Below are 14,185 nucleotides of genomic sequence, written 5' to 3'. Positions count from 1 at the left end.
GGAAAACCAGCGGTCGTTGATCAGTGCGGTGCTGGCGACCAGCGAGCGTTTGCGCCAATCCGTCGCGGAGGTGGTGCGGGTAGTGGAAAACACCGCCGAGCGTTCCGGACGTCAGCAGGAAATGACCGACAGCGTGGCCACTGCCGTGCATCAAATGGGTTTAACGGTGCAGGACATCGCCCAGAGTGCGGGGCATGCGGCCGAGGCGTCCCAGACGGCGCGCGATGAAGCGGCGCAAGCGCGCGTGCAGGTCGAGGGGGCGATCGAGCATATCGAAGGCATGTCGGGCGAGATTGGCCAGGCGGTCGAGGCGGTAGGCGAGTTGGCCGATCAGGTCGGCTCCATCGACCAGGTGCTGGCGGTGATCCGTGGCGTTTCCGAGCAGACCAACCTATTGGCATTGAACGCAGCCATCGAGGCGGCGCGGGCGGGCAATATGGGGCGGGGCTTTGCGGTGGTCGCCGATGAGGTGCGCACCCTGGCCCAGCGTACGCAGAACTCCACGGCCGAGATCCAGAGCATGATCCAGCGCCTCAAGCAGGGCGCGTACAACGCGGTGGCCTCGATGCACAGCGGCCAGGCGGCCACGGGCACCGGGGTACAGGCCAGCCAGCGTACGGGGCTGTCATTGACGGCGATCAGCGGGCAGGTCGAGCGGATCAGCGACATGAACCACCAGGTGGCGACCGCGACGGAAGAGCAGTCGGCGGTGACCGACGAAATCAGCCGGACCATCCTGGGTATTTCCGAACTGGCCCGGGATACGGCCTCGGAGATCCGCGCGTGCCGCGAGGACTGCCAGGCGCTGCAAGGTCTGGCCGATGACCTGGCGCGGCAGATGGGCGGATTTCGGTTGGGGTAGGCGCCAGGACGCCGCTGCCTGGCGGCAGCGGCAGGTCCGGGCGTGCAGCGTTCGTAAGGTCGCGTTGGTGCAATGGCGAGCCCCGGGGCTCAAGCCTGCATGACTTCGCGGATATCCGCCGCCAGCTCGCGCACCCGGGCCTCTTCGGTGTCCCACGAGCACATGAATCGCGCGCCGCCCTTGCCGATAAAGGTGTAGAAACGCCAGCCGCGTGCGCTCAAGGCGGCAATGGCCGGCTCCGATAGCTGCAGGAAGACGCCATTGGCTTCCACCGGGAACATCAGTTCCACACCAGGGATATCCGCCACCAGGCTGCTGAGCAACTGCGCGCAATGGTTGGCGTGGCGCGCATGCTTGAGCCAGGCCTGGTTTTCCAGCAGGCCGACCCAGGGCGCCGAGAGAAAGCGCATTTTCGAGGCCAGTTGCCCCGCCTGTTTGCAGCGATAGTCGAAATCCACCGCCAGGTCGTGATTGAAAAACAGGATGGCTTCCCCGACCGCCATGCCGTTTTTCGTGCCGCCAAAACACAGTACATCGACCCCGGCCTTCCAGGTCAGGTCGGCGGGCGAGCAGCCCAGGAACGCGCAGGCATTGGAGAAGCGTGCGCCGTCCATGTGCAGGTTCAGCCCCAGCTCCTTGCAGGTGGCGCTGATGGCGCGGATTTCTTCCGGGCGGTAGACGCTACCGACTTCCGTCGCCTGGGTCAGCGTGACCACGCGGGGCTTGGGGTAGTGGATGTCCTGGCGCTTGAGGGCGATTTCACGGATCGATTCGGGGGTCAGCTTGCCGTTTTCGGTGCGAGCGGTAAGTAGCTTGGAACCGTTGGAGAAAAATTCCGGGGCGCCGCATTCGTCGGTCTCGACGTGGGCGGTCTCCGAACAGATCACGCTGTGATAGCTCTGGCACAGCGACGACAGGGCGAGGGAGTTGGCCGCGGTGCCGTTGAAGGCGAAGAACACTTCGCAGTCGGTTTCGAACAGGGCGCGGAAATCGTCGGCCGCGCGATGGGTCCACTGGTCATCGCCATACGCGCGTTGATGGCCGTGATTGGCCTGTTCCATGGCTGCCCAGGCTTCGGGGCAGATACCGGAATAGTTGTCGCTGGCAAATTGCTGGCTTTGTTCGGTCATGGCCGGGATCCGAGAGAACGATGATGGAGGGCACTCTACTCCATCTGCTTTAGGGGTGACCACGCGCTCATGTGGGCAAGCGCGTGTGTGTTCGCAAGCCCTTTCTCAAGTGCAACCCCGTTCTCCCTCTCGTCGACACGCGGGCGCGTACCGCAGGTGTGCACCGGCGTTTTCCCCTGGGCGTCATGGCATGTCGTAAACGCACCTTTGCGTGGCGCGCGTAGGCATTTGGACTGTCTGCGCCGGCCCTACCATCGCAGCCAAAGGGCACGACCGCATGGCCTGGCCTGACCCAGACAAAAGGCGCATCACGCCGCCGGGAGAACCGCGATGTTCAGCAAGCAAGACCAGATCCAGGGCTACGATGACGCACTGTTGGCCGCCATGAATGCCGAGGAGCAGCGCCAGGAAGATCATATCGAGCTGATCGCCTCGGAGAACTACACCAGCAAGCGCGTGATGCAGGCCCAGGGTAGCGGTTTGACCAACAAGTACGCCGAAGGCTATCCCGGCAAGCGTTACTACGGCGGCTGCGAACATGTGGATAAGGTCGAGGCCCTGGCCATCGAGCGGGCCAAGCAACTGTTTGGCGCCGATTACGCCAACGTCCAGCCCCACTCCGGCAGCCAGGCCAATGCGGCGGTCTATCTCGCCCTGCTCAATGCCGGCGATACGGTGTTGGGCATGAGTCTGGCCCACGGTGGTCACCTGACCCACGGTGCCAAGGTCAGCTTCTCCGGCAAGCTCTACAACGCCGTGCAGTACGGCATCGACACCGACACCGGCCTGATCGACTACGACGAAGTCGAGCGCCTGGCCGTCGAGCATCAGCCAAAGATGATCATCGCTGGCTTCTCGGCCTACTCCAAGACCTTGGACTTCCCTCGGTTCCGGCAGATCGCCGACAAGGTTGGCGCCTATTTCTTCGTCGACATGGCCCACGTCGCCGGCCTGGTTGCCGCCGGCCTGTACCCCAATCCGCTGCCCTATGCCGATGTGGTCACTACCACGACCCACAAGACCCTGCGCGGTCCCCGTGGCGGCCTGATCCTGGCCAAGGCCAATGAGGCGCTGGAAAAGAAATTCAATGCGGCTGTATTCCCCGGTGGCCAGGGCGGCCCATTGATGCACGTGATCGCCGCTAAGGCCGTGTGCTTCAAGGAAGCGCTGGAGCCGGGCTTCAAGGTCTATCAGCAGCAGGTGATCGACAACGCCCAGGCCATGGCCGGCGTGTTTATCAAACGTGGCTACGATGTAGTGTCCGGTGGCACCGATAACCACTTGTTCCTGGTCAGCCTGATCCGCCAGGGCCTGACGGGCAAAGATGCCGATGCCGCCCTGGGCCGTGCCCATATCACCGTGAACAAGAACGCCGTGCCGAACGATCCGCAGTCGCCCTTCGTGACTTCGGGCCTGCGTATCGGCACCCCGGCTGTCACCTCGCGCGGGTTCAAGGTCAGCCAGTGCGTGGCGCTGGCCGGCTGGATCTGCGACATCCTCGACAACCTCGGTGATGCCGATGTCGAGGCGGATGTGGCGAAGAATGTCGCGGCCTTGTGCGCGGATTTCCCGGTTTATCGCTGAGAGCAGCTCTGGAGTCATGACTATGCAACGCTATTCGGGCTTCGGCCTTCTCAAGCACTCTCTGAGCCACCACGAAAACTGGCAGAAAATGTGGCGCACGCCGGTGCCGAAGAAAGTCTATGACGTGGTCATCGTCGGCGGCGGTGGCCATGGCCTGGCTACCGCTTATTACCTGGCCAAGGAACACGGGATCACCAATGTCGCGGTGGTGGAGAAAGGCTGGCTGGGCGGCGGTAATACCGCGCGCAACACCACCATCGTGCGTTCCAATTACCTGTGGGACGAATCGGCCCACCTTTATGAACATGCGATGAAGCTGTGGGAGGGGCTGTCCCAGGACCTCAACTACAACGTGATGTTCTCCCAGCGTGGCGTCTACAACCTGTGCCATACCCTGCAGGACATGCGCGACTCGGAGCGCCGGGTCAGCGCCAACCGCCTCAATGGCGTCGACGGCGAGTTGCTGAACGGCAAGCAGGTCGCCGACGAGATTCCCTACCTGGACTGCTCGAAAAACACCCGCTACCCGATCATCGGCGCGACGGTGCAGCGCCGTGGCGGCGTGGCTCGTCACGATGCCGTGGCCTGGGGCTTTGCCCGTGCTGCCGACGCCTTGGGCGTGGACCTGATCCAGCAAACCGAAGTGATCGGCTTTCGCAAGGAAAACGGCGTGTGCATCGGCGTCGAGACCAACAAGGGCTTTATCGGCGCCAAGCGCGTTGGCGTGGTCACCGCCGGTAACTCGGGGCATATGGCCCGTCTGGCCGGCTTTCGCCTACCGATTGAATCTCACCCGTTGCAGGCGCTGGTGTCGGAGCCGATCAAGCCGATTATCGACAGCGTGATCATGTCCAACGCGGTCCACGGTTACATCAGTCAGTCGGACAAAGGCGACCTGGTCATCGGTGCCGGGATCGACGGCTGGGTCGGCTATGGCCAGCGCGGTTCCTACCCGGTGATCGAACACACGATCCAGGCCATCGTCGAGATGTTCCCGGTGCTGTCCCGGGTGCGTATGAACCGCCAGTGGGGCGGCATCGTCGACACCACGCCGGACGCCTGCCCGATCATTTCCAAGACCCCGGTCAGCAACCTGTTCTTCAACTGCGGCTGGGGCACGGGCGGCTTCAAGGCCACGCCGGGCTCGGGCAACGTGTTTGCCGCCAGCCTCGCCAAGGGGGAAATGCACCCGCTGGCGGCGCCTTTCTCCATCGACCGGTTCCACAACGGTGCGCTGATCGACGAACACGGCGCTGCGGCCGTCGCCCACTAACAGGAGGCATCCCCATGTTGCATATTTTCTGTCCTCACTGTGGCGAGCTGCGCAGCGAAGAAGAGTTTCATTCCAGCGGCCAGGCGCATATCCCGCGGCCCCTGGACCCCAATGCCTGCACCGACGAGGAGTGGGGCGACTACATGTTCTTTCGCGATAACCCCCGCGGTCTGCACCACGAGCTGTGGGACCACGTTGCCGGGTGCCGCCAGTACTTCAACGCGACCCGCGATACCGTGACCTACGAGATCCTCGAAACCTACAAGATCGGCACCAAGCCACACATCATGGCCCGCGATGAGCATCCGAAAGGGCCTGTACAGGCTTTGGGAGAGAAGGTATGAGCCAGATCAATCGCCTGCCCAACGGCGGCCGGATCGACCGCAACAAAGTCCTCAGCTTCACCTTCAATGGCCAGAGCTACAAAGGTTTTGAAGGCGATACCCTGGCCGCTGCGCTGCTGGCCAATGGCGTTGATATCATCGGACGCAGCTTCAAGTATTCACGCCCGCGCGGGATCTACGCCGCCGGTGCCGAAGAGCCCAACGCGGTGCTGCAGATCGGCGCCAGCGAAGCCAGCCAGATCCCCAACGTGCGGGCGACCCAGCAGGCGCTGTACCAGGGCCTGGTGGCGGCCAGCACCAATGGTTGGCCGAGCGTCAACAACGACATGATGGGGATTCTCGGCAAGGTCGGCGGCAAGCTGATGCCGCCGGGTTTCTACTACAAAACCTTCATGTACCCGCAATCGTTCTGGATGACCTACGAGAAGTACATCCGCAAGGCTGCCGGCCTGGGCCGGTCGCCGACCGAGAACGATCCGGACAGCTATGACTACATCAATCGCCACTGCGATGTGCTGATCGTCGGCGCCGGCCCGGCCGGGCTCGCTGCTGCGTTGGCGGCGGGCCGCAGCGGGGCGCGGGTGATCCTGGCCGATGAGCAGGAAGAGTTCGGCGGCAGCCTGCTCGACAGCCGCGAAAGCCTCGATGGCAAACCGGCGGCCGACTGGGTGGCCAGCGTCATCGCCGAACTCAAGGCGCTGCCCGAAGTGACCCTGCTGCCCCGGGCCACGGTCAACGGCTACCACGACCATAACTTCCTGACCATTCATCAGCGCCTGACCGACCACTTGGGCGACCGTGCGCCCCTGGGCCAGGTGCGCCAGCGCATCAACCGGGTACGGGCCCAGCGCGTGGTGCTGGCGACCGGCGCCCACGAGCGCCCGCTGGTCTACGGCAACAACGACGTGCCGGGCAATATGCTCGCCGGCGCGGTATCCACTTATGTGCGCCGCTACGGCGTGGCGCCGGGCAAGAAGCTGGTGCTGTCGACCAATAACGACCATGCCTACCGCGTGGCCCTCGACTGGCTCGACGCCAGTTTGCCGGTGGTGGCCATTGCCGATGCCCGCAACAACCCACGTGGCGCGTTGGTGGAAGAAGCACGGGCCAAGGGGATCCGCATCCTTACGGGCAGCGCAGTGATCGAAGCCCGTGGCAGCAAGCACGTCACGGCCGCGCGCATCGCGGCCATCGACGTGAAGGCGCACAAAGTCACCAGCCCCGGTGAATGGCTGGACTGCGATCTGGTGGCCACCTCCGGCGGCTACAGCCCGGTGGTGCACCTGGCTTCGCACTTGGGCGGCAAGCCGATCTGGCGTGAAGACATTCTCGGTTTCGTGCCTGGCGAAGCGCCGCAGAAGCGCGTGTGCGTGGGCGGGATCAATGGTGTCTATGGCCTGGCCGATAGCCTGGCCGATGGTTTCGAGGGCGGTGCCCGGGCGGCCAGCGAGGCCGGTTTCAAGGCGGTGGAAGGCGTGCTGCCCAAGGCCCTGAGCCGTCACGAGGAGCCCACCCTGGCGTTGTTCCAGGTGCCCCATGAAAAGGCCACGGCCCGGGCGCCGAAGCAGTTTGTCGACCTGCAGAACGATGTCACCGCCGCCGCCATCGAGCTGGCGACCCGGGAGGGCTTCGAGTCGGTGGAGCACGTCAAGCGCTACACCGCCCTGGGTTTTGGCACCGACCAGGGCAAGTTGGGGAATGTCAATGGCCTGGCCATTGCGGCACGTTCGCTGAATGTCAGCATTCCACAAATGGGCACGACCATGTTCCGCCCCAACTACACGCCGGTGACCTTCGGCGCGGTGGCGGGGCGCCATTGCGGTCATCTGTTCGAACCGGTGCGCTACACCGCGTTGCAGGCCTGGCATATCAAGAACGGTGCCGAGTTCGAGGATGTTGGCCAGTGGAAGCGCCCCTGGTACTTCCCGCGCCACGGCGAAGACCTGCACGCGGCGGTGCAGCGCGAGTGCAAGGCCGTGCGCGCCAGCGTCGGCCTGCTGGACGCCTCGACCCTGGGCAAAATCGATATTCAGGGCCCCGATGCCCGCGAATTCCTCAACCGTATCTACACCAATGCCTGGACCAAGCTGGATGTGGGCAAGGCGCGTTATGGCCTGATGTGCAAGGAAGACGGGATGGTCTTCGACGACGGTGTGACCGCCTGCCTGGCCGACAACCACTTCCTGATGACCACCACCACGGGCGGTGCGGCGCGGGTACTGCAATGGCTGGAGATCTACCAGCAGACCGAATGGCCAGAGCTGAAGGTCTATTTCACCTCGGTGACCGATCACTGGGCGACCCTGACCCTGTCCGGCCCCAACAGCCGCAAGCTGCTCAGCGAAGTGACCGATATCGATCTGGACCGTGACGCCTTCCCGTTCATGACCTGGAAGGAAGGCCTGGTGGCCGGCGTACCGGCACGGGTGTTCCGTATCTCGTTTACCGGCGAGCTGTCGTATGAGGTGAATATCCAGGCCGACTACGCCATGGGCGTGCTGGAGAAAATCGTTGCGGCCGGCCAGGCCTACAACCTGACGCCGTATGGCACCGAGACCATGCACGTGCTGCGGGCCGAGAAGGGTTTCATTATCGTCGGCCAGGACACCGACGGTTCCATGACCCCGGACGACCTGAACATGGGCTGGTGCGTGGGCCGCACCAAGCCGTTTTCCTGGATCGGCTGGCGCGGGATGAACCGTGAAGACTGCGTGCGTGATCAGCGTAAGCAGTTGGTCGGCCTCAAGCCCATCGACCCGAAACAGTGGCTGCCCGAAGGTGCGCAACTGGTGTTCGATCCCAAGCAGGCGATCCCGATGAAGATGGTCGGCCACGTCACCTCCAGCTACACCTGCGGCTCACTGGGCTATTCATTTGCCATGGGCGTCGTCAAGGGCGGTCTCAAGCGCATGGGCGAGCGGGTGTTTGCACCGCTGGCCGATGGCAGCGTGATCGAGGCCGAGATTGTCTCCTCGGTGTTCTTCGATCCCAAGGGCGAGCAGCAGAACATTTGAGCGCCGTCCTCTCCCCAGTAGGCGCGAGCTTGCTCGCGAGGGCCGCCAACCGTATTCAAGACAGGTATCACCATGAGCACAGCCAACGTATACGCACAACGCCCGACCCGTGATGCCAGGGCCGAGTCGCCGCTGCACCACGCCGACCTGGCCAGCTTGATCGGTAAGGGACGCAAGAACGCCGGTGTCACCGTGCGCGAGAAGAAACTGCTGGGCCATCTGGTCCTGCGCGGTGATGCCCATGACCCGGCCTTTGCCAGCGGTGTGCAACAGGCGCTAGGCCTGCCACTGCCCGTGGCCCTGACCCTGGTCGCCAGCGGCGACACCTCGCTGCAATGGCTGGGCCCTGATGAGTGGCTGCTGGTCGTGCCCGGTGGTGCGGAGTTCGCCACCGAACAAGCGCTGCGCGCGGCCCTCGGCGAGCTGCATATTTCCATCGTCAATGTCAGCGGCGGCCAGCAGATCCTCGAACTGTCCGGGCCGAATGTGCGCGATGTGCTGATGAAGTCCACGAGCTATGACGTGCACCCGAACAACTTCCCAGTGGGCAAGGCCGTCGGCACCGTGTTCGGCAAATCCCAACTGGTGATTCGCCGTACGGGCGAAGAAACCTGGGAGTTGGTGATCCGTCGCAGTTTCTCCGACTATTGGTGGCTGTGGTTGCAGGATGCGGCGGCGGAATATGGCCTGAGCGTGCAGGCCTGACAGGTTTCCATGGGCGCCTGTTGTTGGCGCCTGTCCGATTGTGCCGATGCAAAACCCGGCAGCAGGAGCAATACATATGAGCCGCGCCCCCGATACGTGGATCCTCACCGCCGACTGCCCCAGTGTGCTCGGCACGGTGGACGCGGTCACCCGCTACCTGTTCGAGCAGGGCTGCTATGTCACCGAGCACCATTCCTTCGACGATCGGCTGTCGGGGCGGTTTTTTATCCGCGTGGAGTTCCGCCCGCCCCAGGAGTTTGACGAACAGGCTTTTCGCGCAGGCCTCGCCACGCGTGGCGAAGCCTTTGGCATGGCGTTCGAACTGACGGCGCCGCATTACCGAGCGAAGGTGGTGATCATGGTGTCCAAGGCCGATCACTGCCTCAATGACCTGCTCTATCGCCAGCGGATCGGTCAACTGTCGATGGATGTGGTGGCCGTGGTGTCCAACCACCCGGACCTCAAGCCCCTGGCCGACTGGCACCGCATTCCCTACTACCACTTTGCGTTGGACCCGAACGACAAGCCGACCCAGGAACGTCAGGTCTGGCAGGTGATCGAAGAGACCGGCGCCGAACTGGTGATCCTTGCCCGCTATATGCAGGTGCTGTCGCCGGACCTGTGCCGCAAGCTCGATGGCAAGGCGATCAACATCCATCACTCCCTGCTGCCCGGTTTCAAGGGGGCTAAGCCGTATCACCAGGCCTACAACAAGGGCGTGAAACTGGTGGGGGCCACCGCGCACTACATCAACAACGACCTGGACGAAGGGCCGATCATCGCCCAGGGCGTCGAAGTGGTCGACCACAGCCACTATCCCGAAGACCTGATTGCCAAGGGCCGGGATATCGAAGGCCTGACCCTGGCGCGAGCGGTGGGTTACCACCTGGAGCGGCGGGTGTTCCTGAATGGCAACAGAACGGTCGTTCTTTAGCGGTAAGCGGCAAGCATCAAGCCGCACGAGCAAAGCGTGTCGTACACCTCCTGGGCTTAAAGCGCGTGGTTCAAGGCTTGTGGCTCACACTCCAACAATAAAGAGGTAACAGGTATGTCTGGCAATCGTGGCGTCGTGTATCTGGGTAATGGCCAGGTCGAAGTGCAGAAAATCGACTATCCGAAAATGCAGGATCCGCGCGGCAGGAAGATCGAGCACGGTGTGATCCTGCGTGTGGTTTCAACCAATATCTGTGGGTCCGACCAGCATATGGTGCGCGGGCGTACGACCGCACAGACAGGTCTGGTGCTGGGCCATGAAATTACCGGTGAGGTGATCGAGAAGGGCAGTGATGTCGAGAACCTGAAGCTCGGCGATCTGGTTTCCGTACCGTTCAACGTGGCTTGCGGGCGCTGCCGCTCCTGCAAGGAACAGCACACCGGGGTCTGCCTGACCGTCAACCCGGCCCGTGCGGGCGGGGCTTATGGCTATGTCGATATGGGCGACTGGACCGGTGGCCAGGCCGAGTATGTGCTGGTGCCTTATGCCGACTTCAACCTGCTCAAGCTGCCGGATCGGGACAAGGCCATGGAGAAGATCCGTGACCTGACCTGTCTCTCCGATATCCTGCCGACCGGTTATCACGGCGCCGTCACGGCGGGTGTCGGGCCTGGCAGTACGGTGTATATCGCCGGGGCCGGTCCGGTCGGGCTGGCCGCAGCTGCTTCGGCACGCTTGCTGGGTGCGGCAGTGGTGATTGTGGGCGACGTCAATCCGATCCGCCTGGCCCACGCCAAGGCCCAGGGTTTCGAGATTGCCGACCTGTCGAAGGACACCCCGCTGCACGAGCAGATTGCGGCATTGCTGGGTGAGCCGGAGGTCGATTGCGCGGTGGACGCGGTGGGCTTCGAGGCGCGTGGGCATGGTCATGAAGGGGTCAAGCATGAGGCTCCGGCCACGGTACTCAACTCGCTGATGGGTGTGGTACGGGTGGCGGGCAAGATCGGTATTCCGGGCCTGTACGTGACCGAGGATCCGGGCGCGGTGGACGCGGCGGCGAAGATGGGCAGCCTGAGCATTCGCTTCGGCCTGGGCTGGGCCAAGTCCCACAGCTTCCACACCGGGCAGACGCCGGTGATGAAGTACAACCGCCAGTTGATGCAGGCCATCATGTGGGACCGGATCAAGATTGCCGATATCGTCGGTGTGGAAGTGATCAGCCTCGACGATGCGCCGCGTGGTTATGGCGAGTTCGATGCCGGGGTGCCGAAGAAATTCGTGATCGACCCGCACAAGCTGTTTAGCGCGGCCTAAGCGCCTGCCCGCAGCCGCTGGCATCGGCGGCTGGGCATATTGGGTTACAGCGCGGCCAGGGGGCCCTGGTACAACACCGGTCCGCTCGGTTGGCCGGTGGGTGAACCGCCACGGGGCTCCAGGCTGATCGCCAATACCACCGAGCCGGACAGCAATTGGCGCTGCGCGGTATCCAGGGCCATCCGGCCCTGGCCTCCTTCGGGCACCAGCCCGAGGGACACCGGCTTGCCATCTGTCCCTATCGCCCACAATTCCAGGCTGCGCTGGGCCTCTACCGCGGCCAGTGTCAGGGGCTCGACCTGCAGGTAATCGCCATGGGCCTTGATCCGCAACGCCGGCTCCTGTACGCCGCTGAGCAGGGTCGCGCTGGCGATCACCGGGTCATGCCGGTACAGCAGCCCCACGCCCAGAGCGATCACCAGCGAAGCCGCGACCGCCGTCAGGCGCATCCGGCTCCAGAACGGCCGCTTCTCGGGCACATGCAGCACCTGCGGTTCGATCCGCGCCAGAATGCCCTGCCAGACCCGATCCGGCACCGGCAACTCAGGCAATGGGTCGGTCAGGCAGATCAACGACTCCTGCCACCGTGCCACTTCCTCACGCAGACGCGCATCGTCGCGCAGCAGTGCTTCAAAACGGCGCCGGGCCCTGGCCGGCATCAGGCCGACCGCATAGTCGGCCGCCAGGGCACGGCGTAATCGCGGGTGGTGATAGTTCATGATTCAAGGCACCGACGCAGGCGCTCCATGCCTCGACGAATCCACGACTTGACCGAGCCCAGGGGCGCAGCCAGTTGCTCGGCCAGTTCGGAGCAGGACAGGCCATGAAAGTAGGCGATGGTGATCGACTGGCGCTGCATGCCCTCGAGTTTGTCCAGGCAACGGTTCAACGCGCCGGCTTGGCGGGCGCTGTCGAGCTGTTCGTGGGCCGTGGGCGCGTCGTCGCTCAGGTGCTGTTCATGGAATTCGCTCAGCGGTTCCTCACGACGCTTGCGCAACTGGTCGATGGCCTGGTGGCGGGTGATGTTGATCATCCAGGTCAGGGGGGCCGACAGATGGGGCTCGTAGCGCGAAGCGTTGTTCCAGATCCGCACAAAGCTTTCCTGTAGCACTTCCTCGGCCAGGTCGCGGCGGCCCATGCAGCGCAGTGCCACGCCATGCAGGCGCGGGGCTACCGTGCGATAGAGGGTCTCGAAGGCGCGGCGATCGCCCAGTGAACATTGGGCCAGCAATGGCCCGAGTGGGTCGGCATCAATGGGGCTAATGGCCATTCTCCAGGCTGAGGCTCGACGACGTGCGGTCGAACCGGATGGCTCAGAGGCTAGTTCAGCGATTGCCAGCATGCCATTCACCGTGATTATCCTGTGTCACGGTTGTACGCAGGCCGGCGGCAAACGGATGCACTATGTGCGGAACAATGTGCCGGCGCTCCAGTCCAATCGGCAGTTTTCGCCAACGGTCCGCCGTCTGGTTTCCCACGGTTTGAGAGGTTGTCCCGATGAAGATTTCGTCCGCTGTTGCACTGGTTTCGCTGATGGGCCTGGCTGCGAGCCCGGTCTTTGCCGGGTTTAGCCTCAATGACGCGGCCAATGCCGTGTCGGCCATGCAGGGCGGTGACAAGAATGGCGCGGCGGTGTCGGCGGCGCCCCAGGCGGCCGGCCTGCTCAATACCCTCGGCTCGCAGTTGAAGATCACCCCGGAGCAGGCGGTCGGCGGCACCGGCGCGATGCTCGGCCTGGCCAAGAATCAATTGAGCAGCAACGACTATTCCCAACTGAGCCATAGCGTGCCGGGCCTGGACATGCTCTCGGGCAACAATGCACTGGGCGGGTTGAATGGCTTGGGCGGTTTGCTCGGCAAGTCGACCTCGCCAGCCCTGAACAATGCCCTGGGCAACGTCAAGGACACCAACGACCTGAACAATGCGTTCAGCGCGCTGGGGATGGACAGCGGGATGATCGGCCAGTTTGCCCCGTTGATCCTGCAGTACCTCGGTCAGCAGGGCGTCGGTGGCCCGCTGTTGCAGAGCCTGAGCGGGATCTGGGGCGCCGGTAGCTGAGTCAATGCTCGTTGCGTAGCGCTTCGATCCGCTGGTCCTTGTCGCTCCAGAGTTGGTTGACCCAGTTCTGGACCTTCAGGCGGAAGGCCGGATCGTTCTCGTAGTCGCCCTGGCACAGCGTCGGGTCGAGCTCGCGGGTACGGATATCGATGATCACCTTCGGTACATTGCCACTGATCAGGTCCCAGAATCCGGGAATCTTCGCCTGGGGGTAGACCACGGTGACATCGAGGATTGCATCGATCTGTGCGCCCATGGCCGCCAGTACAAAGGCCACGCCGCCGGCCTTGGGCCTGAGCAGGTACTTGTAGGGCGAGCCCTGCTGGGCTTGCTTGGCCGCGGTGAAACGGGTGCCTTCCAGGTAGTTGACCACCGTCACGGGCTGGCGCTTGAACAGTTCACAGGCGGCCCGGGTGATCTCCAGGTCCTTGCCCTGCAACTGTGGGTGCTTGGCGAGGAACGCCTTGGAGTAGCGCTTCATGAAGGGGTAGTCCAGCGCCCACCAGGCGAGACCGAGAAACGGGACCCAGATCAGCTCTTTCTTGAGGAAGAATTTGAAGAACGGCGTGCGCCGATTCAGGGTCTGGATCAACGCCGGGATATCGACCCAGGACTGATGGTTGCTGATCACCAGGTAGGAGGTGTCGAGCCGCAGCCCCTCGCCACCACGAACGTCCCAGCGTGTGGGGATGCACAGGGCGAAGATCAGCTTGTCGATCTCGGCCCAGGTCTCGGCGATCCAGATGACGGCCCAACTGTTGTAGTCGCGCAGGCGCCCGGGGCTGATCAGCTTGAGCAGGGCAAAGATCATCAACGGTCCGATCAGGACCAGGGTATTGAGTAGCAATAGCAGAGTAACGAAACAGCCGGTGAGTAGGCGGCGCATAGAGAGAGGCACTCTTTGAAAACGTGAAAACGGGCCATGATAAGCAGCTCAAGACTAGGTGCCAAATCGAGGTCTCGACGA

13 protein-coding genes are annotated in these 14,185 nt (G+C 63.4%); 9 read left to right on the top strand and 4 right to left on the bottom strand.

From position 1 onward, the window contains the following. The first annotated feature begins 121 nt into the window (after positions 1–121). The gene (locus NPS46_RS25300) at positions 122–862 is read left to right on the top strand and encodes a methyl-accepting chemotaxis protein (protein WP_425312723.1); all 741 of its coding nucleotides are present in this window, start codon (positions 122–124) and stop codon (positions 860–862) included. An 89-nt stretch (positions 863–951) separates the two neighbouring features. Here the strand turns inward: NPS46_RS25300 and NPS46_RS08585 are convergent, their stop codons facing one another. Next, positions 952–1,992 carry a threonine aldolase family protein gene (locus NPS46_RS08585; RefSeq protein WP_274106165.1) on the bottom strand — a complete coding sequence of 347 codons (1,041 nt, stop codon included), beginning with the start codon at positions 1,990–1,992 and terminating at the stop codon, positions 952–954. A 330-nt stretch (positions 1,993–2,322) separates the two neighbouring features. Here NPS46_RS08585 and glyA point away from each other — a divergent pair, with 330 nt between their 5' ends. From glyA to fdhA, 7 genes are all read left to right on the top strand, one after another. Next, positions 2,323–3,576, top strand: a complete 1,254-nt coding sequence (gene glyA / locus NPS46_RS08580) for a serine hydroxymethyltransferase (protein WP_274106163.1) — start codon at positions 2,323–2,325, stop codon at positions 3,574–3,576. Positions 3,577–3,598: 22 nt separating this feature from the next. Further along, complete coding sequence (locus NPS46_RS08575; protein WP_274106161.1) at positions 3,599–4,849, top strand: sarcosine oxidase subunit beta family protein; 1,251 nt, start codon at positions 3,599–3,601, stop codon at positions 4,847–4,849. A gap of 14 nt (positions 4,850–4,863) precedes the next feature. Then, complete coding sequence (locus NPS46_RS08570; protein WP_274106159.1) at positions 4,864–5,193, top strand: sarcosine oxidase subunit delta; 330 nt, start codon at positions 4,864–4,866, stop codon at positions 5,191–5,193. Further along, positions 5,190–8,207, top strand: a complete 3,018-nt coding sequence (locus tag NPS46_RS08565; RefSeq protein ID WP_274106157.1) for a sarcosine oxidase subunit alpha — start codon at positions 5,190–5,192, stop codon at positions 8,205–8,207. The genes NPS46_RS08570 and NPS46_RS08565 overlap by 4 nt, the downstream gene beginning before the upstream one ends. Before the next feature lie 72 nt (positions 8,208–8,279). Beyond that, positions 8,280–8,912 (top strand): sarcosine oxidase subunit gamma, encoded by a 633-nt coding sequence (locus tag NPS46_RS08560; RefSeq protein ID WP_274106155.1) that lies wholly within the window; start codon positions 8,280–8,282, stop codon positions 8,910–8,912. Positions 8,913–8,988: 76 nt separating this feature from the next. Next, the gene (gene purU / locus NPS46_RS08555) at positions 8,989–9,846 is read left to right on the top strand and encodes a formyltetrahydrofolate deformylase (RefSeq protein ID WP_274106153.1); all 858 of its coding nucleotides are present in this window, start codon (positions 8,989–8,991) and stop codon (positions 9,844–9,846) included. 114 nt (positions 9,847–9,960) lie between these two features. After that, positions 9,961–11,160, top strand: a complete 1,200-nt coding sequence (fdhA, locus tag NPS46_RS08550) for a formaldehyde dehydrogenase, glutathione-independent (protein WP_274106151.1) — start codon at positions 9,961–9,963, stop codon at positions 11,158–11,160. A gap of 44 nt (positions 11,161–11,204) precedes the next feature. Here fdhA and NPS46_RS08545 read toward each other — a convergent pair whose 3' ends face one another. Next, positions 11,205–11,879 carry an anti-sigma factor gene (locus NPS46_RS08545; RefSeq protein ID WP_274106149.1) on the bottom strand — a complete coding sequence of 225 codons (675 nt, stop codon included), beginning with the start codon at positions 11,877–11,879 and terminating at the stop codon, positions 11,205–11,207. Continuing rightward, positions 11,876–12,502 carry a sigma-70 family RNA polymerase sigma factor gene (locus NPS46_RS08540; RefSeq protein ID WP_425312715.1) on the bottom strand — a complete coding sequence of 209 codons (627 nt, stop codon included), beginning with the start codon at positions 12,500–12,502 and terminating at the stop codon, positions 11,876–11,878. The genes NPS46_RS08545 and NPS46_RS08540 overlap by 4 nt, the downstream gene beginning before the upstream one ends. Positions 12,503–12,657: 155 nt before the next feature. Here NPS46_RS08540 and NPS46_RS08535 point away from each other — a divergent pair, with 155 nt between their 5' ends. After that, on the top strand, positions 12,658–13,218 hold the full coding sequence (locus NPS46_RS08535; RefSeq protein WP_274106145.1) for a DUF2780 domain-containing protein: 561 nt from the start codon (positions 12,658–12,660) through the stop codon (positions 13,216–13,218). A 1-nt stretch (position 13,219) separates the two neighbouring features. Here NPS46_RS08535 and NPS46_RS08530 read toward each other — a convergent pair whose 3' ends face one another. Beyond that, on the bottom strand, positions 13,220–14,104 hold the full coding sequence (locus NPS46_RS08530) for an acyltransferase (protein ID WP_274106143.1): 885 nt from the start codon (positions 14,102–14,104) through the stop codon (positions 13,220–13,222). Between the last annotated feature and the right edge of the window lie 81 nt (positions 14,105–14,185).

Source organism: Pseudomonas putida (genome assembly GCF_028682395.1).
Lineage (GTDB): Bacteria > Pseudomonadota > Gammaproteobacteria > Pseudomonadales > Pseudomonadaceae > Aquipseudomonas > Aquipseudomonas putida_AB.
Note: the sequence above shows the minus strand (reverse complement) of the source record. Positions and strands in the feature narration are given on the sequence as shown.